At 59.9% G+C, this 24,780-nt stretch carries 18 protein-coding genes; 9 read left to right on the top strand and 9 right to left on the bottom strand.

What is annotated here, in order from left to right:
• Positions 1-82: 82 nt before the first annotated feature.
• Positions 83-925 carry a hypothetical protein gene (locus tag MOK15_RS18655; RefSeq protein WP_242933220.1) on the bottom strand — a complete coding sequence of 281 codons (843 nt, stop codon included), beginning with the start codon at positions 923-925 and terminating at the stop codon, positions 83-85.
• Between the two features lie 504 nt (positions 926-1,429).
• Between MOK15_RS18655 and MOK15_RS18650 the strand changes: the two genes are divergently transcribed.
• From MOK15_RS18650 to MOK15_RS18640, 3 genes are read left to right on the top strand one after another with little or no spacing between them, the layout of a single operon-like run.
• Complete coding sequence (locus MOK15_RS18650; RefSeq protein WP_242933219.1) at positions 1,430-4,018, top strand: TonB-dependent receptor; 2,589 nt, start codon at positions 1,430-1,432, stop codon at positions 4,016-4,018.
• On the top strand, positions 4,018-5,121 hold the full coding sequence (locus tag MOK15_RS18645) for a Ca2+-dependent phosphoinositide-specific phospholipase C (protein ID WP_242933218.1): 1,104 nt from the start codon (positions 4,018-4,020) through the stop codon (positions 5,119-5,121). The genes MOK15_RS18650 and MOK15_RS18645 overlap by 1 nt, the downstream gene beginning before the upstream one ends.
• Positions 5,118-6,329, top strand: coding sequence for a histidine-type phosphatase (locus MOK15_RS18640; protein ID WP_242933217.1), 1,212 nt, complete (start codon positions 5,118-5,120; stop codon positions 6,327-6,329). The genes MOK15_RS18645 and MOK15_RS18640 overlap by 4 nt, the downstream gene beginning before the upstream one ends.
• Positions 6,330-6,418: 89 nt before the next feature.
• Here the strand turns inward: MOK15_RS18640 and MOK15_RS18635 are convergent, their stop codons facing one another.
• Positions 6,419-7,207, bottom strand: coding sequence for a LytTR family DNA-binding domain-containing protein (locus MOK15_RS18635; protein ID WP_242933216.1), 789 nt, complete (start codon positions 7,205-7,207; stop codon positions 6,419-6,421).
• Entirely contained in the window at positions 7,204-8,292 is a 1,089-nt protein-coding gene (locus tag MOK15_RS18630) for a histidine kinase (RefSeq protein WP_242933215.1), read from the bottom strand. Before MOK15_RS18630 ends, MOK15_RS18635 begins: the two co-directional genes overlap by 4 nt.
• Positions 8,293-8,689: 397 nt before the next feature.
• On the opposite strand from MOK15_RS18630, the gene MOK15_RS18625 reads away from it, so the two are divergent.
• The 3 genes from MOK15_RS18625 (at position 8,690) to MOK15_RS18615 (ending at position 15,179) form a co-directional block, all read left to right on the top strand.
• Positions 8,690-11,995 carry an autotransporter outer membrane beta-barrel domain-containing protein gene (locus MOK15_RS18625; RefSeq protein ID WP_242933214.1) on the top strand — a complete coding sequence of 1,102 codons (3,306 nt, stop codon included), beginning with the start codon at positions 8,690-8,692 and terminating at the stop codon, positions 11,993-11,995.
• 67 nt (positions 11,996-12,062) lie between these two features.
• Positions 12,063-13,880 carry a cupin-like domain-containing protein gene (locus tag MOK15_RS18620; protein WP_242933213.1) on the top strand — a complete coding sequence of 606 codons (1,818 nt, stop codon included), beginning with the start codon at positions 12,063-12,065 and terminating at the stop codon, positions 13,878-13,880.
• Positions 13,881-14,213: 333 nt separating this feature from the next.
• A complete protein-coding gene (locus MOK15_RS18615; protein ID WP_242933212.1) occupies positions 14,214-15,179 on the top strand; it encodes a histidine kinase in 966 nt (321 codons plus the stop codon).
• 54 nt (positions 15,180-15,233) lie between these two features.
• Here the strand turns inward: MOK15_RS18615 and MOK15_RS18610 are convergent, their stop codons facing one another.
• The 4 genes from MOK15_RS18610 to MOK15_RS18595 are packed head-to-tail and all read right to left on the bottom strand — an operon-like array spanning position 15,234 to position 19,294.
• The gene (locus MOK15_RS18610; protein ID WP_242933211.1) at positions 15,234-16,001 is read right to left on the bottom strand and encodes a glucose 1-dehydrogenase; all 768 of its coding nucleotides are present in this window, start codon (positions 15,999-16,001) and stop codon (positions 15,234-15,236) included.
• A 50-nt stretch (positions 16,002-16,051) separates the two neighbouring features.
• Positions 16,052-16,837 carry an SDR family oxidoreductase gene (locus MOK15_RS18605; protein ID WP_242933210.1) on the bottom strand — a complete coding sequence of 262 codons (786 nt, stop codon included), beginning with the start codon at positions 16,835-16,837 and terminating at the stop codon, positions 16,052-16,054.
• Between the two features lie 39 nt (positions 16,838-16,876).
• The gene (locus MOK15_RS18600; RefSeq protein ID WP_242933209.1) at positions 16,877-18,181 is read right to left on the bottom strand and encodes an acyl-CoA dehydrogenase family protein; all 1,305 of its coding nucleotides are present in this window, start codon (positions 18,179-18,181) and stop codon (positions 16,877-16,879) included.
• Positions 18,182-18,226: 45 nt separating this feature from the next.
• Positions 18,227-19,294 (bottom strand): phosphotransferase family protein, encoded by a 1,068-nt coding sequence (locus MOK15_RS18595; protein WP_242933208.1) that lies wholly within the window; start codon positions 19,292-19,294, stop codon positions 18,227-18,229.
• A gap of 167 nt (positions 19,295-19,461) precedes the next feature.
• On the opposite strand from MOK15_RS18595, the gene MOK15_RS18590 reads away from it, so the two are divergent.
• Entirely contained in the window at positions 19,462-20,337 is an 876-nt protein-coding gene (locus MOK15_RS18590; protein ID WP_242933207.1) for an AraC family transcriptional regulator, read from the top strand.
• Positions 20,338-20,438: 101 nt separating this feature from the next.
• Here MOK15_RS18590 and MOK15_RS18585 read toward each other — a convergent pair whose 3' ends face one another.
• Entirely contained in the window at positions 20,439-21,179 is a 741-nt protein-coding gene (locus tag MOK15_RS18585) for an SDR family oxidoreductase (protein ID WP_242933206.1), read from the bottom strand.
• Positions 21,180-21,181: 2 nt separating this feature from the next.
• Positions 21,182-21,601, bottom strand: a complete 420-nt coding sequence (locus MOK15_RS18580; protein WP_242933205.1) for a DoxX family protein — start codon at positions 21,599-21,601, stop codon at positions 21,182-21,184.
• Between the two features lie 156 nt (positions 21,602-21,757).
• Here MOK15_RS18580 and MOK15_RS18575 point away from each other — a divergent pair, with 156 nt between their 5' ends.
• Both MOK15_RS18575 and MOK15_RS18570 read left to right on the top strand, forming a co-directional pair.
• The gene (locus MOK15_RS18575) at positions 21,758-22,090 is read left to right on the top strand and encodes a helix-turn-helix domain-containing protein (protein ID WP_278254322.1); all 333 of its coding nucleotides are present in this window, start codon (positions 21,758-21,760) and stop codon (positions 22,088-22,090) included.
• 247 nt (positions 22,091-22,337) lie between these two features.
• Positions 22,338-24,728, top strand: a complete 2,391-nt coding sequence (locus MOK15_RS18570; protein ID WP_242933204.1) for a glycoside hydrolase family 2 TIM barrel-domain containing protein — start codon at positions 22,338-22,340, stop codon at positions 24,726-24,728.
• Positions 24,729-24,780 lie beyond the last annotated feature (52 nt).

Raw genomic sequence — 24,780 nt, 5'->3', positions numbered from 1 at the left:
ACAGCCGGACCGCCGTCGATCTTTGGCGGGACCGGCGGTTGCATATTCAATAGGCCGTATCGAAAAACGAGTGCGGGCGTTCCTATTTCGAAGCAGCGAACCCGCACTGCTTCTGTTCCATCGTAATCTGTTTGGTGATGCGCGTGGCGTTCTGCGCATAGGCTTCTGTCACAGAACCGCGATTCACGGCCTTGTTGCGCAGCGGGCTCACGCCTTCGCAGATATGGAAGACATGCGGCGTCGCAGATTTCTTGGCCCCATTTTCCGGCGCGATCCAATACACCACATCCTGACCGGCCGGGTGGGCTGCATCCTTCGTTGCGTCGGCGACCGTTGCAGAGTCCTTTGCGATATCTTGCGCCTGGGCGGCGACCTCAGGTGAACAGGCAGTGGTGGGCTGACTGGCTCTGATCTGGGCCGCGCATGTATTCATGTCCTGGGTATATTGCTCGACCGATGGCGGTTTGTAGCTCACCCCGAACAACGTGGCGACCACGGCCAAGGCGGCACCGATGCCGCCCGCAATCTTCTTGTTCTTCGGGTCCATGTCCTTGTCCAGGAAGATCAAGGCAATCAGCGGGAGGAATGCGACCAGCGTGACGATCGCACCGAGCTGGTTCTGGACGAAGAATTTGAACGGTTCGGATCTGCTGGCCGGATCATGCTTGTTGGCAGCTTTCCACATCAGGCTGCCGGCAATCGCGAAGATTGCGATCCCAACCAATATGCCGATCAGTAGCGCAAGGTTTCCGTGATCGAACTTGTGCTTGTAGAGCAGGACGATACCGGTGATCTCGCCACCGATGGCGACGATCCACGATAGCGCGGCGAAGATGCGAAGGCGCTTGGCGGCGGACACCTGGCCCTGCGTCGCTTTCCAGTCCTTGGTGACGTCAGTCTCTGCAGCGGACTTGTTGTCGGACATGTTTAGACTCCCTATCGACATTTCGGCATGGCGGGACCGAAAACCTAAACCGCCTCGCGCAGCGTCATGAAACACCAGAGTATAGGTGCACTCGTAATGCGCGGAAGGGAACGCGTCCATCCCCTAGACGATGTCGTCGCGAAGATGGCGGCGTTCTTCTTCATAGCCGGTTCGAAAGGGAGTGCGACTAGCTTGATCCTATCTCCTGCGATCGTCGTAGAACGGTCGGGCACCGCCCTTATGGCGCTGCCTTGCGAGGTGAGCAGCTTGCAACTACTCGAAACCCTTACAGTTTTTGGGTAAGCTTCGGGGCGATCTTGAAGAGGCCACCGACCATGCTGATGTCTGTGACCCGGGAAATTTCATCTGAAATATGCGCGCCACAATAATGTAATAACAAAATTCTAACCGCCCCATACTGGCCTTAGAGCCTTGGGGAGAATCCACAATATGCGACTTCATTCGCGCCTGCTTTGCGCGCCACTTCCGCTCGCTATTTTTGCAGTGGCCCTTTCGCAGCCCGGCTTTGCGCAGACGGCTGCGCCGACCGTCGCTGATGAAGCCTCCGCTGCCGACGCGCGGGGCGATGGCGAGATTGTCGTCACCGGCACCTATGCACGCAGTCTCGCCGCAGCGACGGAAACTAAGCGTCGCGCTGCCTATGGGGTCGATTCGATCAATTCCACCGACATTGGTAAATTTCCGACGCAAAACGTCGCGGAAGCATTGCAGCTGGTCACTGGCGTCGCGATTACCCGTCCGCGCGGCGAAGGCCTCTATGTCAGCGTTCGTGGTCTCGGCCCGCAGTTCCAGAGTACATTGGTCAACGGACGGACGGTCGCCATCAACGACCTGATCGAAAATGGCGGCGCCGCTGGTCGCCAGTTCCGCTTCGAGATGCTGCCCGCGGAATTCGTATCACAGATCGATGTCGTTAAGACGCCGACGGCGGACATGACGGAAGGCGCCCTGGGCGGCAATATCGACGTTAAGACCTTCCACCCGCTGGATGTCGGCAACAAGACGACACTGAACCTGCGCGGCACCTACACGACGATGACCGACAAGGTAAAGCCCAACGCCACGGTGCTGAGCAGCTTCAAGACCAAGGACGACCAGTTCGGTTTCCTGGTCGGCGCGCAGTATTGGGCAAAGTCGGTGCGCAACGATCGCTTCTACAATACCGGCTGGAATCTCGACAAGTTTGTCTCCGCGCTGGGTGCCGGTTATTATACACCGACCCGTACGCGTCCGACCGTTGAGACCGAAGACCGCAAGCGCCTCTCGGGCATCATCTCGGCGCAGTGGCGTCCTACAAACGAGCTGGAAACGACGCTGGACGTGTCGCTGACGCGCCTCGACGTCAAATATGACGAATTCGGCCTCGACATCTATCCAGATGATCCGGGCACCAGCATCGTGCCGGGATCGGTGACGCTGGACGGGAACACCGTGACCAAGGCGACCATTAACAATGTCCGCTTCATGGCGTCGCGCGAATATAGCCTCAACCGCCACGATCTGGTCAATGTCGGGCTTAAGCAGGTCTGGAACCCCGGCGACTGGCATGTGTCCGCCAATGTGAACTGGTCGTTCGCGCACAGCTACCACCCCAGCTATGCCGAAGGCACGGTGCGCAGCCGGATGCAGATCATCGCGCCGCTGACCTATGACGCTTCGGGCGGCTACAAGGTCGCGCCGACGATCAGCACGCCGGTGGATGTCAACAATCCCGCCAACTACATCTTCTATCCGTTCAACATCGCGCCCAAGAACAGCAAGGACTGGGATAGCTATGCGCGGCTGGACGTCGGTCGCGACCTCGACGGTTTCCTGACCAAGATTCGGGCGGGCGGCGAATATCACTGGCGCAAGCGCGACTATTGGCGTCGCGATTTCACCGTGAACGTCGCCGGCAATCCGCCTATCTCGCAGGTCGTGCCGAACGGCTATGAGGCGTTGCCGTTCGACGATTTTTTGTCGGGCGTATCCGGCAACATCCCGCGCACCTGGGCGGTGCCGATTACTAGCGCCTTCTACGACAAGTTGTTCACGGATGCGGTAGCCAATGCACCGCTTAGCGCGGGCGACATGCGCGCATCCTATGTGGTGACGGAGAAGGTCTTCGGCGGTTATGTGCGGGCCGACTATGGCTTCCAGCTTGGCAGCGTCGATATCACCGGCAATGTCGGCGTGCGCTATGTCCATACCGATCAGGTGGCGAGCGGCACGCTGACGCTGGGCACGACGCCTACGCCTGCCAGCTTCCCCAAGACGTTCAACAACTGGTTGCCCAGCTTCAACCTGCGTGCGGAATTGACGCCCAACCTGGTCGGCCGTCTCGCCGCCAGCCGCGTGCTGACCCGCCCGAACATGACGCAGACCGCGCCGCAAATCAGCGTGTCGACCGACGCGCCCACCGCAAGCGGCGGCAACCCCGATCTGAAGCCGTTCCTGGCGACCCAGTTCGACGGATCGCTGGAATGGTATTTCCGGCCGAACGCCACGCTGACTGGTGCTGTCTTCTATAAGAAGATGGACGATTATATCACGGCGCAGAACGTCAATATCGACATTCCGGGACGTGGCACCGTCCTCCTGAGCACGCAGGTGAACGGCGGCGACGCCAAGGTTTATGGTGTCGAGGCGGCCTATAATCAGGTATTCGATTTCCTGCCCGCGCCGTTCGACGGTTTTGGTATGCAGGCGTCCTATACGCACACCTCGGTCCGATCGAGCTATACCGCAGGCGCGCGTCCGATCGTCAACGAGTTGATCGGTCTGTCCAAGAACAGCTACAACCTTGTCGGTTTCTACGACAAGGGGCCGATCTCGGCACGGCTGTCCTATGTCTGGCGGGGTAAATATCTGTCGAGCAATGGCAGCACCACGCAGACGGAAATTTATACCGCGCCGTTTGGATCGCTCGACGGCAACTTCTCGGTGCGCGTGATGCGCAATACGATGCTGAGCCTGGAAGCGATCAACATCGCGGGCGCCAAGAGCTATTCCTACAGTGGGATCACGCAGCGCTATAACGAAATCCAATATTATGGCCGCACGATCCTGTTCGGCGTGCGGACCGAGTTCTGATGCGCAGGATCGCCCTGACCGCCGCTGTTGCCGCCGCCGCGCTGACCCTGGTCGGCGCGGCGGAGCCGGTGGCGATGAACGACATTCAGGTCGTTGGCTCTCATAACAGCTTCAAGGCCCGCATTCCCGTGGCGGTGATGGCCAGGATACGGGCCATGGAACCCAAGCTGGCCGATGGCCTTGATTATTATCATCTGCCCCTGACCCGGCAACTCGATGCCGGCGTCCGGCAGATCGAGCTCGATATCTTCGCCGATCCGCAGGGCGGGCGCTATGCCGACCCCAAGGGCGAGCAATGGGCGCGCGAAGCGGGAGAAGTCACCGGCTTCGATCGCGCGGCGATGCTGAAGCCGGGCTTCAAGACCTTCCATATTCCCGACGTGGACTATCTCAGCATCTGCGGCGCAACGTTGGTCAAATGTCTGACCGAAGTCGATCGCTGGTCGCGTGGGCACCCCGATCATCTGCCGATCATGATTACGATCAACGCGGCGGACATGCCCTCGAACCGGCCGGGGATCAGCAATCCGCTGCCGCTCGACGATAAGGGGCTGCTCGATGCCCTCGATACAGAGATACGCTCGGTCCTGCCGGGCAAGCGGCTGATTACCCCGGACGACGTGCGCGGTGATGCCGCGACGTTGCGCGATGCAGTGCGCGATCATGGCTGGCCCAGCCTCGATGCGGCACGCGGCCGGATATACATCCTGCTTGATGTCCGCGACGCTGTCTCGAACGCTTATCGCGCCGGTCATCCCTCGCTCGCCGGACGTGCGATGTTCGGCTGGTATCCGGATGACCAGCCGGAATCCGCCATCCAGATCGTCCAGGACCCGCTGGTCGATGGCGCGAAGATACAAAACTGGGTGAAGCAGGGCTTGATCGTTCGTACCCGTACCGATGCCAACACGGTCGAGGCCCGCGCCCATGACCATGCCAAGGCTGAAGCCGCGATGGCGAGTGGTGCGCAGGCGGTCAGCACCGATTATTATCCCGGCGCGCCCGATCCGCTGAAACTCGACTTCAAAGTGACGCTGCCTGACGGAGCCATGGCGCGATGCAGCCCCGTGCGCGTGCCAGCCGCATGCTCGCTGCGTCCATGAAGCATTGGGTACAGCGGGGCATCCGCCTGCTCATATGGATCGCAGCCATGTCATCCGGCGCGACCGCCATGGCGACGCCGCGCACCGATCTGATCGTTGAGCGAGCGGTGCTCGTCATGCGCCATGGCATAAGGGCGCCGCTCGACGGCGAAGTGCCAAGAGATACACGCACGGACAAGCCCTGGGTAAGCTGGCCGGTGGCGCAGAGCGCGATAACACCGCATGGCGAACGCGCGCTTGAGATCGTTGCAGCAGCCGACCGCCAAATGCTCGCAGCGCGGGGGCTGTTGCCCCGTACCGGTTGTCCGGACGCCTATATTCATACGAACAGTTCGATCCGGACGATCGCGAGCGGTCATGCCTATGCCCGCGGTTTCGCGCCCGGTTGCACCATCGCTATCGCGCATCGCCCGATCGGGGAGGCCGATCCCGTCTTCGAACCGTTACGGGCGCGCGCCACGGATTTCGATGCGAAGGAAGCCGTAACCGCCATCAATCGCGAAACCGGGGGCATGGCGCATCTGGTCGAACGTCACGGGGCAGCGCTTGCAGAACTGGATCGGGTGCTTGGATGTACGCCGCGTGGGACCGGGTGTGTCCCGGCGGGCGATCCCGCTCTGACCGCGAGCGCTGACGGGCGCGATATCACCCTGTCCGGCGCCATTCGCGCAACATCGGGGATCGCGCAGGTGCTGCTGCTCGAATATGTGGAAGGGATGCCGCTTGCCAATGTCGGGTGGGGGCGGGTTGATAGTGACGGCCTTCGACGCCTTGGCGCGCTCCATGCCGCCCTGTTCGCGGTTTATACCAAGCCATCCTACATGGCGGCGCATCAAAGCGCTGCGCTGGGTCGCGAAGTTCTGGATGCTCTGGATGCCGGGGCGCCACACCGGTTTGAGATAGTGATGGGGCACGATACCAACGTAACGGCCCTGGCGGCCGCTTTGGGCGTTGAACTGGACGCGCCCGGCTATGCCATCAATGACGTTCCGCCGGGTGGTGCGCTCCTCCTCGAACGGATCAGGGACCAGCGATCGGGGCGGTCCTTCGCGCGTGTATCTTACAGAACCCAATCGCCTGACGCCTTGCGCCATCTTTCACCGGCTGTGTCCGTCACTCCCCTCAAGGTCACGGGATGCGGCAAAATATTATGCCCTATCGAGAAGTTTGAACGGCTGTTGAAGTCCCGTATCTCCGGCGTTGAATAGAGGGAACGATAAAAGCCTAGAGCGAGGGTATCGAAGGTTCTCAAAGGAAGAAGATTATGCGCGTTGTAAAAGCGCGCTTACCTTTCCTTCTAAAACCAGCTTTGCTTTTGTGAGATCAATGCACGGATTTTACTGGAGTAGGTTCGGCCGACCCGGATTTCGCTTTCATCCGCCAGGACAGCGATCAACGAGGCAAACGGCGCCTGTCGCAGTCGCTTGATGCAATCGCGGCGGACAATCGCACCTCGATGGATCCGAATGAACTGCATCGGATCAAGGCGCTGTTCCAGCGATGCCAGGCTCTCATGGTGCAGATAGGATTCATCACCGCTATGGATACGGACATAGTCGCGTTCGGCCTGAAAACGGATGATCTGGTCGGAGAGGATACGAAGATAATCCTCTTTTGATTTTACCCAGAATTCGATTGTCCGATTTTCATGGGCTCGTAGAGCATGGCGCAAAGCCGCGACGGTTTCGTGCAGCTCCGCTACCTTTTCGTCCCTGGCCTTGGCCGCGACGGCGGTTTTTGCCCGGACAATGGCAGCTTCCAGGCGGACCGGCTCGATCGGCTTGGTGACATAGTCCACGGCGCTGGCGTCAAAGGCGCGAATGGCATGATGATCGAAGGCGGTAGCGAAAATCACCACGGGCATGGCGGCGTTCAGCCGATCGAGCAGATCGAAACCGCTTTCGCCAGGCATTTGGATATCGAGCAGCAGGACATCCGGGCCAAGTGTCATGACAAGGTCGTAAGCCTCCGCGGCGTTGCCGGCCTCGCCTATGATCCGCACATTGTCGATCCTGGCCAACTGCCGCGTCAAGCGTCGCCGCGCCAATGGCTCATCATCGACGATCAGGATCGATATCTCGCTCATGCAAGCCTCAACGGCAGGACGAGCGAGGCGCGAAAACGGCCCGATGAAGTATGCGCGGCGGTGAAGGAACCGATCCCCGGAAAACGCGCCGCGACGCGATCGGCGACATTCTTCAACCCTATTCCCGTGCTTTCGATACGCCGTGCCTGGGATGTTTCGGGGGGAGGCGCATCATTTTCCACGGACAGGCTGAGGCTTTGTCCCGTGGACGTCGCGCGGATGACGATCTCTACTTTGCCCGGTGCTCCGCCGACCCCATGCTTCACCGCATTTTCGATCAACGGTTGCAGAATCAGGCTTGGCACCAGGGCGTTGTGCAGTTCGGGGGCAACGTTGATCTTCACGTCCATGCGATCCGAAAAGCGTTCGCGCTCGATTTCCAGATAGCCGGCCTGCAGCGCCAGCTCTTCTTCCAGACGAACGTCATGAAACGGATCGAGCGTCAAGGTGGTGCGCAGGAAATCGGACAGCGCCAATATCATGCGTTCGGCCTGGGTGGCGGCGCCTTCCTCGACAAGCCCGGCGATGGAATTGAGCGTGTTGAACAGGAAGTGCGGATTGATCTGGTAGCGCAAGGCTCGCATTTGTGCGGACAGGCTTTCTTCGCGCGCGGCCGCCAGCCATTGTTCATGATCGCGGATCTCGAAACTGTAGAGAAGCCACAGGAACATGCAGAACCAACCGAAGAACAGGGAAGCTCCGTAGACCATCGTGTAGCCGAAATCTTCCCAATCCAACGATATGGGCGTTGGATAAACGCAAATGACATATGCGCAAAAATCAAGAAGGGCATAAACGGGGGCGATCAGGATCGATAGTGCGGAACATAGCACCATCTTCCATACCACCGACAAGTTGCCCAATCGGTACAACAAGGCGGCAAGGCCGAATCCTATCAGGGCACTAATGGAATACACTTCGATCTTGCCCATTGCCGACTTGATCGGGTCAGTGCCGACGATGCCCCAAAGAATGCTCGAAGAAATGAAGACGATCGCCCAGTAAATGAGGCCGAGGCGAAGCGTTGCACGACATATGCGGGACTTGTCGCCGCCGAATGGCGCCCTTTCATTTGCTTTTTCCATGAACCAGCATTCCCCCAATTGTCGATTTGTGTCGAGTGCCGTTCAACAGGCCATTTGAGCCATTCGCAGAATAATATGTCATTTCAACAGGGGGCAGTCGCCATTCGCCGGAATGAGGCTTTCATCGGTAGCGGCGCCATTTGATGGCGATCATCCGCAAATGATGATTGCCATGGCCGGGGATGAAAAAGCGAAAATGCCTGTTTCCTTCATCACAGTTTTGAAGCGAATGCTTAACGCCCCATCCAAGTGCGTTCGCGGCATAGGATATGCCCTCCCGCGCAATCATCCTCGGCAAATGACACTCCACGGCTGCGCGTCGTGATTTGAGTGCGCTTCTTCCGTCGCAGTCGGGCGATGGCTTTCTTCTCACAGCGATTATTAAGGGGATTTCGGAATGATCAGGACGATCGTGGGCTTTAGGCAAGCCCTTGGCGCCTCGACGGCGCTTGGCAATGAACTGGTGTTGGCGGCGCTGCTGCCGCTGCCTGTCATTCTGATGGCGGTTCCGAACCATGCGATCGCGCAGAACACCGTGCTCGACAGTGGTTCCACGACCTGGTCCACGGACCACAGCGTTGCCGAAGCGCTCGTCGTGGGGCAGACGAAGCCCGACGTCTCGCTCACGATCAACGATGGCGCGGACGTCGTGGTGGCCAAGGCGGTCACGATCGGCGAGCGCGGCGGATCGTCGGGCCTGATCACCGTCTCCGGTGTCGGTTCCAAACTGGAAGTGACGCGCACCACCAGCATCCTCAACAACCTGCTCGTGCTCGGCGGAGGCGGCTTGGGCACGCTTGTCGTGGAGAACGGCGGACAGGTTTCGGTGCGCGACATCGTCATGGGGAACGCCGCGACGGTCGACAACAGTGGCGGCATCCTCAAGGTGAGCGGCGCCGGCTCTGTGATCACAGCCGACACGCTGCGCAACAACACGTGGGACAACGACGTCAACGACGCGGGCGCGATCACGATCGAGAATGGCGGCAAGATCGCTACGATCACCGTCGATATAGGCGGAGCGCCTGCGGACGATTCGAGCACGGCGAACCAGACGCTGATCACCGGACAAGGCTCGCTGTGGGCGAACAGCGGCACTTTCACCAACTACCGCAGCATGACCATCCAGGACGGCGGCAAGCTGACCACGGCGGATGCCGAACTGCACGGCATGTCCACGTCGCTGGCGACGACCTATGTCACCGGCGCTGGTTCGTCCTTCACGGCCAGCGGCAAGATTTCGATCGGCGACGACAGCAACCATAATCTTGTCATCGCGAACGGCGCCAGCCTGTCGGCGCAGGAGATCGTGCTGGGTGGCAGCCCGCTCAGCGGCGTCAACCTCGGCGCGCTCACCTTTGGCGGCAAGGTGACGTTCAACGTCTTCGACGAGGCGACCTCGGTCGCGGCGGAGGCGGCGGGCACGCTCAACCAGGATGCGCGCATCACCTTCGCGGGACGGGATGGCCAGCTTCTCTTCAACCACACGGCCACCGGCTATGAATTCAAGAATGCCATCGCTGGCGACGGAACGATCGTCAGCCTGGCCGGCGAGACGATCCTGTCGGGTGACATGACCAAGTTCCTGGGCACCGACAGTGTGACCGGCGGCGTGGTCGTGAAGGGCGGCAGCCGGTTGGTCTTCAACAGCGATTTCGGAACTGACGCCAGCAATGACGGCAGATATGGCATCACCGGGCCCAGCTCGCTCATCCTCGTCGACGACGGTACCCTCGTCGTCAAGGGCGAGACCGGGCATGTCTTCAGCAATTTCCTGGGCAACCAGAACTATACCAGCCATGTCTATGTCGGTGGCCAGACCGACGCGAATCCGAACGGTTTCGGGCGTCTGGCGGGAACCGGGACCGTGGGGTCGGTACGGCTCTACGGGCGGTTCTCCGGCAGCAGCAAGCATGCTGTCATCTCGCCTGGCGACAATGGGATCGGCACTCTGACCGTGCTGGGCCAACTCGAATTCGGCGACAATTCGATCTACGAGGCCGATATTCGGGGCGACGGCAGCAGCGACCTCATCCGGGTGCTTCCGGTCGGCACCAGCGCGCCTGGCCCCTTGCAGGGTGGCGTACGGATCGGCAACGGCGTCAATGTCGAAGTGACCGCGCTCGATCCAACGGTCAGCTATCAGAACGGTCAGACCTACACCATCCTGACGGCTGGGGGGGGTATTGAAGGCAGCTTCGCGCAGGCGGTGTCCAAATCCGCATTTCTCGACGTAAGCCTTGACCATCAGGCGAACCAGGTCGACCTGAAAATCGCGGTGACTCCGACGCCCACTCCGACGCCCACTCCGACGCCCACTCCGACGCCCACTCCGACGCCCACTCCGACGCCCACTCCGACGCCCACTCCGACGCCCACTCCGACGCCCACTCCGACGCCCACTCCGACGCCCACTCCGACGCCCACTCCGACGCCCACTCCGACGCCTACTCCGACGCCCACTCCGACGCCAACCCCTACGCCCACACCGACGCCCACTCCGACGCCAACGCCAACACCAACTCCGACGCCCACACCACCGCTTGTTTTCCAGGATGTTGCGGAAACGGCGAACCAGTACAACACGGCCATCGCGCTCAACACGCTCAAGCAGAGTGGACCATCACTTGCGCTGTATAATGCCCTACTTGTGCTCGATGCGTCCGAAGCGCGTGCCGCGTTCGACAGCTTGTCGGGCAGTGTCCATGCCTCGGCGCAATCGACGTTGCTGATGCAAAGCCAGTCCCTGCGGGAAGCCGCGTTCGACCGGCTGCACAGCACGCTGGAAGAGGCCGAGCCGAAGGAAGTCGCCGCGCTCGACTATGGCTATAACGACTATGCGCGCGACAAGGCAGCGCAGCCCGAACTCGCCATATGGGGCCAGGGGCTGGGCAATTGGAGCCGCCTGGGCCAGGATGGAAATGGAACCCGTGTGCGCAATTCTACCGGCGGCCTGCTGCTGGGGCTTGATGGCGCAGTTGGATCGAATGCGCGGCTGGGCGCGTTTGCGGGCTACAGCCGTGACGATTTCAACGTCCGGCGGCAGTTATCGAAGGGCAAGAGCGATAATATCCACCTTGGCCTTTACGGTGGTGCGCAATGGGACAATGTGTCGCTGCGCGCGGGCCTGTCCTATACATGGCATGATGTTTCGACCGACAGGATCGTGGCCTTCCCCGGCTTGAGCGATCGCCTGAAGGCGGATTACAAGGGCAACAGCTTCCAGTCGTTCGGCGAGCTTGCATGGCGGCATCGCACAGGCAACGTCACGATCGAGCCTTATGCCAATATCGCCTATGTGCGGCTCGATCTCGACGATTTTGCCGAGAAGAGTGTGGTGACCGATGGCGGGGCCGCCGCGTTGGCCGTGAAGTCGCAGCGCATGAACACGCTATTCACGACCCTGGGTATGCGCGGGTCGAGCGAGTTCAGCCTGGCCAATGTGCAGGCGATCGCATTTGGCGGCCTGGGATGGCGCCATGCCTTCAAGGACACCACGCCGTTTGCGACGATGACCCTGCCTGACACCACCGGATCGTTCCTGATCGCGGGCGCGCCGATTGCCAAGGATGCGGCGACCGTGCGGGCCGGGCTGGGTTTCCAGACATCGGACAATGTTTCGGCCACGATCTCCTATAATGGGGATTTCGGGTCCGGCATAACGGCCCATGGCGTTACGGGGCGGCTGAGCATCCGCTTCTGACGGGGGTTCCTGCCGGGAATGCGTCCATGGCGCATTCCCGGCACATTCCGGCTGATAGTTCCGAACGATGATACGATCCGACAACAGGCAATTCGCGAATGCGCAAGCCGATCCCGACATCGGCTATATCATCGACGCCCCGCATGAAGGGGCGCCGCTCATCATCACCTTCGGCTTCGTCGATTGGGCAGCTCTTCCCAAATTCGATTTCGTCGGCCGCCTCCGCAAGCTGGAGGCGACGACCGGCCAGCCGCTCAACCTGATCCTGATCCGCGATACCGCCAATTTCTGGTATCAGCATGGGGTGGACGGACTGGGACGGGATGTCGATGCGGTCGCGGCATCGCTGCGCCATATCATTGCCGATCTGCGCCCCAGTTCGATCTGCACCGTGGGGCAATCGATGGGTGGCTATGCGGCGATCCTGTTTGGCGCGCTGCTGGGCGTGGACCAGGTGCTTGCCTTTGGCCCGCTATCCTATCTTCGCAGCGACTGGGCGCGGCGCGACGGTGACCTGCGCTGGCTCAGCGTCATGGAGACGCTCGATCGTCATCCTCCTGCCAGGCGATATGACGACCTGACCGCCTTGCTTGCCGGTCTGCCTCATCCCCCTGTCCACATCCTGTTCGGTACAGGCGCGGAGGCGGAGGGTGGCCTCAACATGGATGAGGTTCATGCGCGCCGGTTCAGCGGCATAGCGGGGGTCACTGTCGAACGAATCCCCGAAGCGCCCCATGCCGTGGTGAAATGGCTCATCGACACGGGCCATATGGACAATATTCTTCTGCTATGGTGGTCGCCCGTTGCAAATCCGGGAAGGGAAAGGCCCAGGAATATCATGCCGTCCTGCGATGCCGCCTTGCCGGAGGAAGTCGTCCATGACGTTTTCAATGATGGCTGGCGGGCCTGGATCGGCGAGAATCTCGCGCTGGGCGCTTCGCCGGAAGGGCTGCTGCCGGCCCTGGTCGCTCATAATTTCCATCCAGGCGAAGCGCGGCGCGAAATCGACAAGGCCTATCGCAGCCCCTATCTGCAGGCGGCGCGGCGTCTGGCCAGCCGTGTCGCCAAACGCGACTGGACCCTGGACGTGCAGCAAAGAGTGCGTGCGATGGGCGCGCGCGACAACGCCGGGATCGAGCGCCGTCACAAGCTCGACCGCGCGACATTCCTCAACGACTATTACAGCGCCAACCGGCCGGTGGTCATCACCGGGATGATGGAGGACTGGCCGGCGCTCGGCTGGACGCCTGAGCAGCTTGTCTGCACCTTTGCCGGTCGCCAGGTCGAGGTTCAGGTCAATCGCAGCGCCAACCCGCATTATGAAATGCAGGCCGACAGCCATGGCACGACGATGGCTTTTGATGCGTTCATGGCGCGCATCATGGCCATGGGAGAAAGCAACGACATCTACATGACCGCCAGAAATGGCGGCGCCAATGCATCAGCCCTGAGCGAATTGTGGGACGGGATCGTCCAGATCCCCGAATATCTCGACGGCGGCAATCCGGCTAATCGTGGTTTCTTCTGGATCGGGCCGCCCGGCACGGTCACGCCGACGCATCATGACCTGACCAATAATTTCATGGCGCAGATCACCGGGCGCAAGCGCGTGCATCTGGCTGACGGGTTGCAGGTCGCCAATCTGTATAATCATCTCCATGTCTACAGCGAAGTCGATCTTGAGAAGGTCGACTATGACCGTTTCCCAAGGATGCAGAACGTCGATATCTTTTGCCACGATCTCGCGCCGGGAGAGTTGCTGTTCATTCCGGTCGGATGGTGGCACCATGTCCGCGCGCTGGATTTCAGCATGACCGTGACGTTCACAAACTTCCTGTTCGACAACGATTTTTGCTCGACATACCAGTCCTATCAAACCGTCTGAGGCGCGCGCGGCCGGTTTCGCAATGGGGCGAGGCAGTCCATTGTTCATGTCCGCGCCATCATGATCTGTGGGGCGTTGAGAGGCGCCTGCTCAGCAACCTGTCGCGGTCCGGCCGCCCATCTCGATTTTCCTTGGATGATGCAAATATATTGAAGTATGTTATCCGGAAGAACGGGGAAGATATTCTATATGATATCTGTCAGTAATATCTATCAAAATCTGTTAGAAATAGATCATCCTGACATGGAAGGATCCGGATTTTTCATCAGGGTGATAAAGCTAATATTGGGTTTCTGGACTGCTGAGTTTGTAATAACATGCTCTATTTGGGTATTGATCGGATTTAATCCCATTCAATATATCCCCGTAAAGCTGACTGTTTCGCTTGCGTCCGTGCTTTTGACTGCCATGGTGTCGCATATCATCGTGATGATGAGATTAAGGAATATTTCATTTCAGCTATTATGTTCAGCTATATTATCTGTTATTTCATCATTTTTAGTAAATTCGATCGATTTCATTCTATTTAAATATGCTAATATTTCTGTTGGCATCGTGTACAATATTGAGAATTTCTGCTATTCTCTTTTCTTTGGCATATCTCTATTTTTTGGATGGTTCTGCTTCTTTATTGCGTATATGTATAATTTGAAGATAACATCTCAAGACCGGAGCATGATTGTAATAAAAGAAGAGGTTGTATCCGCGAAGATGCAGGCCTTATATTATCAACTCAATCCACATTTGCTTTTCAATTCTCTCAATTCAATTATCGGATTGATCGAAGAAGGTGCTTCGTCCCAGGCGAGCCGAATGGTGATATCCCTTTCGTCGTTCCTGCGCAGAACCCTCGAAAGAGACCCCTTGCGCGATCTGACGCTTGCCGAGGAACTGAGGCTGCAATCCGAATATCTGGCGATCGAAAAGGAACGGTTTTCGGATCGCATTCAAGTGGTTCTGCACGTTCCCGAAGAGCTTGAAGACGCGCTCATCCCCGGCCTTATCCTGCAACCGTTGATCGAAAATGCCGTCAAACATGGGTTGCGATACGCATCGGGCGATCTCAAGATCACGATCATCGCGTCGCGGGACGAGAATTGGTTGCAACTGTCCGTCGACAATGTTTCCGAAACTGCGGAGATGATCCAGATTGTCGACCAACCCGGCCTGGGTGTGGGGCTTGCGAATGTCGCGCACCGTATAAGGGCGCGCTTTCCGGAAGGCGGCTCCTTGACCGCGGGACAGATTGCCCCGGCCCATTTCCGCGCCACCCTCACCATGCCGTTGCGGGTCGCGTAGAGTCGATATTTTCCGACCCAGGCCAGCCCGGCGCGGCAGGCTGGCAGAGTATTTCTAGCCTCTGGAAATGAGGTGTCCGCCATCGACGGCGATGCAGGCGCCTGTCACATAGGATGACAGATCGCTGGCCAGATATAGCGCCGCGCCGACGATTTCCGAAGGTTCGCCACCCCGACCCAAGGGCTGATGTCTTTTGGCATGATCGGCAAACCCTTCAGATCGCGACCATGCCTTGGTGCCGTCGGTGTGGAACGGTCCGGGCATGATCGTATTGACCCTGACCGTAGGAGCATATTCCTTGGCAAAGCTTTCGGTCATTATGTTGAGGCCGGCCTTGGCCGCGGCATAAGGTGCGAAATAGGGTTCGGGCTTGCGTGAACCGGTCGAACTGATGTTGATGATCGTGCCGCCGCCCCCTTCCACCATGCAGGCGCCGAATAGCGCCGACAGGCGAAAGGCAGAACGCAGATTGATCGCGATGATAGTGTCGAATGCGGCCTGGCCGGTTTCCACGGACGATGGTTCGACGGGCGATTTACCCGCATTGTTGACGAGAATCTGGGCGCTGCCCCAACGGGCATTAACTTCGGCGAACAGGCGGTCGCAATCCTCCCAACTGGATGCGTCGAAGCCATGGGCCGATGCTTCGCCACCGGCCGAGATGATTTCCTGCGCCAGCGCCTCGCAGTTTGCAATTTGGCGGCTCGCTATGGCGACGCGCGCGCCTGCTTGCGCGAGACCTAGGACGATCGCGCGTCCCAACCCCCGGCTCCCGCCGGTTACGACCGCCACACGTCCACTCAGATCAATTGTTATGGCCATGCCATCCACCTGATAGTTGCAACAGATGCGGGTCGAGCCGGGCTGTGTGGTCAAGCATTGCGAACCCGCCTGCCGCCATCGATTACCATCGTGTCGCCCGTCTGGAATTTCGAAGCATCCGACGCCAGATAGGCCGCCGGTCCTTCAATGTCCGAAAGATCGCCAGGACGGCCTAGCGGTGTGATCTTTGCAAAATGCTCGGCTATTTCCTGAGCCTTTGAGCTTCCGCCAGTAAGCCCTGTCATGATGAAGCCAGGAACCAGCATGTTGGCGCGTACGCCGTAAGGCCCCATCTCCACGGCAAGCCCCTTAATCGCAGCCTGAAGCGCGGCCTTCGCGGCGGCATAATGCTCCATGCCCGGCAGACCGTAGTAAATCGACAGACTGCCGCAGGCTACGATCGATCCTCCTGGGTCGCCGCCAAGCGCACGGCTCTTCATATGCCTCGCGGCGGCTCGAAGCGTGTAGAAAGCGCCATGCAGGTTGATGTCGAGCAGGCGATGATAATCCTGATTCGTCAGATCGATGAAGGACGGCGCGCGGTGGCTGACGCCCGCATTGGCGAAAACGCAGTCGATCCTGTCCATCGCACCAATGATGGAGATGAATGCCGCGTCTACGGCTTCGTCATCCGACACATCGCATCGCTCGACATGAACAATCGGCGCCCCAAGCGCCTTCAGCCTGGCCCTGACATTTGCGGCCTGATCGACTTTGCGGTCCAATATGGCAACGGATGCACCCTGCCGCGCACATCCTTGCAGAAAAGCAAGACCAATGCCGCTCATGCCGCCAGTGGCGGCTACGACCTTTCCCGTCAGATCGAAAATGGACATGCCCGTCTCCCTGGCTGTCGTATCGTTCGCCTGAACGGGCTAGGCGGCCAGTTCCCGTTCGATCTCGGCCAATTCTCTTGAATAGCGGGCCTCGATCTCCGCCGTTCTCGTCGGAATATGTTCGCTGGGGAACAGGCCGGGAGCCGGTGTCGCATCCTTGAGCAGCAGGTTTGCAATCTGGACCTGATGGACTTCGGTGGGACCATCGGCGACTGAGAGCATGGGAACGCCCATCCACATCTTTGCCAGCGGCGTTTCATGCGTGGTTCCGAGCGCGCCGTGCAGATGCACCGCCCGGCGGATGATGTCATGATAGACGCGCGCCATGGCCACCTTGCTCATCGCGATGTGCATCCGCGCTGCGCCATGCGGTTGCGTGTCGATAGTCCAGGCCGCCTTGAGGACCAGCAGGCGGTACATTTCCAATTCCATCGCACTGTCGGCAATCATGCCCTTGACGAATTGATGGTCGCCCAGTTGCCTTCCTTGCGTGCGGCGGGAAACGGCGCGCTCCTGCATCATCTCCAGCGCCCGCTGGCACTGGCCGACCACCCGCATGGCGTGATGGATACGACCGCCACCCAGCCGCGCCTGCGCCAGCTTGAACCCTTGTCCCGGATCGCCCAGCATGGCGTCGAGCGGCACGCGGACCTTGTCGAAACGCAGATAGGCATGGTGGCCATGGTCGACCGGATCGTTCATCCCCGCGACATCCCGAATATCGACGATGCCCGGCGTGTCGGAGGGGATGAGGAACATCGACATGCGCTCATGCGGCGCATTGTCCGGGTTGGTCACGACCATCGCGATGACGAAGGATGCGTTCTTGAAGTTGGAAGCGTACCATTTCTCGCCTTCGATGACCCATGCGTCGCCCTCGCGCCATGCGCGGCAGGTGAACTCCTTGGGATCGGCGCCCGCCTGCGGTTCGGTCATGGCGTAGGTGGAAAAAATGTCGCCATCCAGCAACGGCTGGAGATAGCGCGCCTTCTGTTCGGCCGTGCCGAACATCGCCAATATCTCGGCATTGCCTGTGTCCGGGGCGGCACAGCCAAAGACTACCGGTCCCCAGGATGTGCGGCCCAATATTTCATTCATCAAGGCCAGCTTGACCTGCCCATAGCCTTTCCCGCCCATGTCAGGCGTAAGATGGCAGGCCCACAGCCCCTGCGCCTTGACCTTTTCCTGCAATTTCCTGGCCATGGTGCGGGCTTTCCTGTTGCGAATGTTGAATTGTTCGCTGCCACGCGGGAAAAGCAGGTCCATCGCCTCGACTTCCTCACGAACGAATGCGTTCATCCAGTCGAGTTTCTGCTGAAAATCCGTGTCTACCGAGAAATCCATGTGAAATTCCCATCCATGTTGTCATATGTTGCCTGGCGGCGGGCCTCAGCCCGCGATGATCTGCAGCGCCTTTGTCATCAACCAGGTCGCATAGGCGTGCACCGACCGCCCCACCGGTTCGGGTACTTTTCCGGCTTTTGAGGCTGCAAAGGTCGCCTCCAGCAGGCAGGCGAGCTTGTAGCAGGCGAGCGCGAAGAACCACGGCATCTGCGCCATATCCCGACCGCTCTGTTTGCCATAGAGCGTGCTCAGTTCGCCGCGGGATAGAAAGCCGTCCCATGGCTTCACCATCGGCGACTTGCCCTCCGGATCGCCGTCCTCGAACCAGCTCGACAATATCCATCCCAGGTCGAGCAGCGGATCGCCCAGCGACACAAGTTCCCAGTCCAGCACGCCGGAGATTCTGGGCGCCTGCAAGGAGAACATGACATTGGGAAATTGCAGGTCGCCATGGACCAGGCCGATGCGCCGATCGGTCGGCAGATTATCCGCCAGCCAACGACCAACGGCATCGACATGGGGTAAGTCCGCGGGATTGTAGCCCGGCGTCGCCGCATAGCCTTCCAGTTGCGATCGCCAGCGCTCGACCTGCCTTTCGTGCCAGTTATCGGGCCTGCCGAGATCTTCCAGCCCGGCCGCCACAGGGTCCACATTGCCAAGGGCGGATGCCGCCTTCACCAGTTCGACACCCATGGCGCGCCGCCAGGATGAATCGGTGGCATATTGACCGGGCAGGTCTCCCGACCGGGCAAAACCTTCCAGCGGTTCCATCAGGTAGAAGCAGGCGCCCAGCACGTCGGCATCATCGCACAGGGCTAACATGCGGGGATGGGGCACGGCGCTCCCCTCCAGCGCGTTGAGCACTCGCGCCTCGCGCAACATCGTCTCATTGCTCCTGGGTTTAAGATGCTTGCCGGGGCGCCGCAGGATCAAATCCCGGTTCCCCCGGCTGAGGAGGAAGACGTTATTCTGCAACCCGCCAGCCAGCTTGCGTGCCGCTGTCACAGGCCCATATCCCGGCGCTCCGCTAGTATCGAGCCAGGCGTTCAGATTCTCCCAATTTATCAGTCCGCCAAAATCGTCCAGCGTATCGCTGATCCCATGATTGGGCACCGCATCCTCCAGCCATTTCCTGTTTTGCTATGCGGCCAAATCTGTTCCTTCGGCCGCGCTTCGGCAAGAACCACCCACGTTCCATTCTGGACAGAAGGCGGCATATTAGCCAAATTGCAGCAAGCGATCCGACATATGGCGGATCGCCAGGCTGGAAGGATGGGCAATTGCAGGAAGCAGGACAGGCGGTCCATGGACGGAATGGTGCCGATTTCAGTTTCTCGACCGCCGATGTCAGCCTGTTGCACACGGACATGGCCGCAGATGGACAGGCTATCATCAGCAGCGATCACCCTCTGCTCGATCTCTGTGTCACACCGCGCCCTGCAAATATGCGCGGTGCTTTCACCGAAAGCTGGGGCAGCCATCGTTTCGAGACGCTGGGCGACATCATATTCGTGCCGCCGAGCCATCCGCTTCATCTGCGATGGGACGGCGGCGGCGAGCAATATTCCATCCGATGTGCATTACGCGGCAAGCTGGCCCGTCACCGCTTTCGCACTCAGATGGACTGGACCGACGCGCGCCTGCTGGCTTCGCTCGACATATCCAGCCATCCGGTCAGATTGCTGCTTCGGCGCCTGGCCGAGGAGGCACGCAGCCCGCGTCGCGATACCAGGTTGCTCGTGGGTGCCGTCGCGACACAATTGACGGTCGAAATCTGCCGCTATCTCGAATGCGTGACCGACGATATGGCGCATGGTGGTCTTGCGGCCTGGCGCCTGAGATTGATCGACGAGCGTCTTAACAAGGAGACTACGCCACCCACCCTGGTTGAACTGGCGGAATTGTGCAGCATTTCCGTTCGGCAACTGACGCGGGGTTTCCTGAAGAGCCGGGGCTGCACGTTGGGCCAATATGTCCACCAAAACAGGATCGATGCCGTCAAGCGGCTACTCGCCACACAGGAGAGCATCAAATCCGTGGCCGACGCGGTCGGCTTCTCCTCAACCTCCAGCCTCGCTCAGGCATTTCGACGGTCGACCGGACTGACGCCACGAAGCTACCAGCAACGCATTTGGCGATCCATTGGAAGCGGTTGATCGTAGAAGGTAGCGGAGCGTGGAAAGTTCGGCGCTCCGGCGTGTTTCCCATGAAATGAGCGATCATGGGAAACACGCTCTCAAACCGATGCGAAGGCGCGTCAGCGCGCGCTGTCGATTATCATCCCGCCATCCGGCGTCAGGCTGTAGCCCGTGATGAACTGCGCATCCTTGCTCGCCAGGAACAGAACGACAGGTGCGATATCGTCTTCTGGCGAGCCATAGCGTCCCAGGGGCACATTGGGCGGAGGCACGTCTACAGCCCCCCATGTGTCCGCGACCGGCAGCATGTTGTTCACGGTGATATTGTCGGGTCCCCACTCGCGGGCGGCCGTCCGGGTCAACGCGCGGACAGCCTCCTTGGCCATGCTGTAAGGCGCATAGGGCAACAGCGCGACGATACCGGCGGCCGATCCGAAATTGATGACGCGGCCCGCACCGCTGGCCTTCAGGTGCGGATAGCAGGCCTGCATCATGCGCAGATAGGCGATCGGTCCCATATCAAAGTTGCGCTGAAGCTGCTCAATGGAGAGGTCTATCACGGAAGAGGCAACAGCGGATGGATCGAACGCATTGTTCACAAGGATGTCGATGCCGCCATAGGTGGCGGCCACTTTGTCCACCGCCGCCTTGATCTGCCCGGCATCGCTGACATCACATTGAATGCCGAGTGCGGTGCCTCCCGCGATCTCAATATCAGCGACGACCGCATCGATATTTACAGGCGTGAGCGACAGGACAGCGACCTTTGCGCCTTCAGCCGCGAAGAGCTTGGCGGTGGCGCGACCGATGCCACGGCCCGCTCCTGTAACAATGGCAATTTTTCCGTCGAGACGACCCATGGTCAGTTCCTTTTGGTGAGGGTGATGGGATGTTCCGCCATTGCCGCTGCGTAAGGCGACGGCGTTTCGCGAGCGGCGTTCTGCGAGGCGAAGGAAGCGGCCAGCAGAGCAAGGCCTATCGCCGCTGGCAGTGCGCCCTTGGGACTGCGAACGCCCAGGTGCGCCATTCCGGAAAGGAGCAGATGGTAGAAGATGCCGGCATAGGCGAGGTCGCTCAGCGGCACGCTGACACGCGACAATATCGCGATTGGACCAAGGATCTTGACCACGATCATGAAGGGAACGAGGTGAGTGGCGTGATAGCCGAGATCGGCCTGGGCCTGCCTGACAAAGTCGCGCTTGGTCACATATAGCAGGGCGGAAGACAGATACAGCAACGACAATAAAGTCGTGCTGATCCAGTAAATATATATTTCGGTCATGGTTCTTTCTCATGGGTCAGCTTGTGCCTGCTGGTCATTTTCAACGTCACAAGGAACGTGTATGAGAAATGCTATGCTGGATCATTATGCGCAAGTAGAATGAATTTAGAACAGTAAGTATGGAATATATGACTAATGGAAGAAAATGATTTTTCGATGCAGGACGAGATGCGGCGTGCGTTTGCCATGCTCTCAGGCAAGTGGAAGCTGGAAATCATGTGGCTGTTGCACCAGCGGGTCCACCGTTTCGGGGAGTTGCGTAAGGCCATTCCCGGCATCACGCAGCACATGCTGACCGCGCAGTTGCGCGAACTGGAGGCCGATGGACTGATTTCACGCACCGTCTTTGCGGAAGTGCCGCCTCGCGTGGAATATGAGATGACGGCCAAGGCACGCGGACTGGGTCCGACGATGGATGCGCTCGCCGCCTGGTGGGCGGAACATGGTCAATCCATTCCAGCCAGACCAGCGGGGCGGGGCCGTAAATAAAATGCATAGCCGGACGGGGAAGAAGCGATAAGGTCCGTATATTGAAACCATATTGTAAATAGTGGAATTAATGATAGTGCATCGGGCCTGGCTCAGTCGGGATCCAACTGCATGGGTGTGGACTGAAAGCCGGAGCGCGAAGCAATTCGGCTGACAGAGAGGATCTATGCATCACCAGTACGGCAAGCCCAAATGTGAAGCGAAGCGCATCCGATCGGGCCTTGCGCCGCACGCTTTTGCCGGATCCATGGCTATCCTATGCGCGCTGATCGCTGGCCTGGTGCCGATCGAAACAGTTCTTGCCGCACCGCGCATGGTGACACAATTGGATGACGGCTGGCGCTTCCTCAAGGGTGATCCAGAAGGGGCCGAAATGCCCGTAATGGACGATGCCGGGTGGCAGGCAGTATCCGTTCCGCATGACTGGGCAATTGCTGGCCCCTTCGATCCGGATGCTAGGGCTGCGGGTGAAAACGGCTTTCTTCCGAGCGGCGTCGCCTGGTATCGCAAGCCACTGGAGGTGATGCCGCAGCCAGGCCGCAGATATTTCATCGAATTTGATGGGATCATGGAACGCAGTGGCGTCTGGGTGAACGGACACCATATCGGCTATCGCCCGATGGGCTATGTCAGTCAGCGCTACGATCTCACGCGCCACCTTCGTGCGGACGGACATAATATGATAGCGGTGCGAGCCGATACATCCGCGGCACCATCGTCACGCTGGTACACCGGGTCGGGCATCTACCGCCACGTGCGCCTCATCGAGACAGGCGATGTCCATATACCGCAGGGAGGCGCCTTTGTGCGGACGGCGACGCTCACCGCCGATCGCGCGGCGATCGCGATTGCGACGGACGTACGCAATGACGCCACCGCCCCGGCGGATGTGAAGATGGAGGTGGTGCTGACCGGTCCCGATGGACGGGAAGTCGCGCGCACCACAACGCCCGTCATCAGCGCGGCTGCGGGCCGCACGATCGTCATGCCGGCTGAAGTCGCTCTGGCCAACCCGCGGCGCTGGGACATCCGCGATCCTGCGTTATACAGCGCGGCCATCCGGATAGTTGCGGCCGATGGCTCCGTACTCGACAATGAAGATGTACGCTTTGGTGTTCGCGAAGCCCGGTTCGATCCTGCGACCGGCTTCTGGCTCAACGGCCGCAACTTCAAGCTAAAGGGGGTTGCGCTGCACCATGACGGCGGCGCCGTGGGCGCTGCCGTACCTCTCGCCGTGTGGCGTCAGCGCCTGACTGCGCTCAAGGCGCAGGGCGTTAACGCGATCCGGACCGCGCACAATGTGCCCAGCCCTGAATTTCTCGACCTGACCGATCAGCTGGGGCTGATCGTGATGGACGAGCTGTTCGACCAGTGGAATGTCGCCAAGACGCCGGAGGATTATCACCTGTTCTTCGGTGACTGGCACAAGCGCGACACGCTCGACATGGTACGCCGCGATCGTAACCATCCCAGCATCGTGCTGTGGAGCGCGGGCAACGAAATCCACGACACCGCCTATCCGGTCCAGGCCAAGGCGGCGCTTCGCAGCATTCTCGATATCGTCCATGCTGCCGATCCGTCGCGGCCGGTGACGATGGCGCTGTTTCGCCCGAATGTCACCAAGGACTATGACAATGGCCTTGCCGACATGCTGGACGTGGTTGGCCAGAATTATCGCGAAAATGAACTGATCACGGCCAGTCGGCAGAACCCGAAGCGCAGCATAGTGGGGACAGAAAATGCGCATAATCGCAGCAACTGGGTGCCGGTGCGCGATTATGCGCCATTCTCTGGAATGTTCCTGTGGACGGGCGTCGATTATCTCGGCGAGGCAAACCGCTCCGGCTGGCCCAATATCCAGAACCCGGCCGGGTTGCTCGATCGCACGGGCCGTCAGAAGATCACCGGCATGGAGCGGGAGAGCTGGTGGTCGGACCGGCCGGTCGTGCATGTTGTCCGCAATGCCGATCCGGCGGCGGCCGGTCCCGCGACCGACGGGGCGGGAGGACCGAACCAGCCGGCCTTGCCGACCATGATTGCCGTTGCGACGCCCAGGCCCAAGGGCGCGCTGTTCGACGACTGGACGCCGGAGGATCGCCGTCCGCACGATGAAACGATCGAGGTTTACAGCAACTGCCAGCAGGTCGAGGCTTTTCTCAATGGCCGCTCCCTGGGCAAGCTGCCGATCAATCAGGATGCGTCTCCGCGACGTTGGGGCGTGCGTTATGCTCCGGGTGAGGTGCGCGCCATATGTCGGGATTCGGGCGTAGCCGCCGTCTCGGACACTCTGCGGACGGCAGGAAAGCCGGTTCGCATAGATTTGCAGGCGGACCAGCCAATTGTAGGTTCAGGCTTCGACGACATGACATATGTCCGCGCGCGGGTGGTCGATGCGAAGGGGGTGACGGTACCCTCCGCCACGCATTGTCTGCACTTCGGCATGAGCGGTGCAGGCTCACTCATCGCAACCGATAACGCTTCCTCGGTCGATCATACGCCCTTTCCCTCGCCCAACCGTGTCGCGCAGGATGGCATCGCCGTCGCCCTTGTGAGAGGGGCGGGCACCGGTCCCTTCACCGTCACAGTGACGGCCGAAGGCCTGAATCCCGGCGCTGTCCAGCTACGCGCGAAGCAGTAAGAGTGGTCGTGATCCAGCTGGGCCTAGTGATCGTCACGATGGACCGATGCGA

The sequence above is a fragment of the Sphingobium sp. BYY-5 genome, assembly GCF_022758885.1.
In the GTDB taxonomy this organism is placed as follows: Bacteria; Pseudomonadota; Alphaproteobacteria; order Sphingomonadales; family Sphingomonadaceae; genus Sphingobium.
The sequence above is the reverse complement of the archived record's forward strand: the minus strand, read 5'-3'. Positions and strand labels throughout refer to the sequence as shown.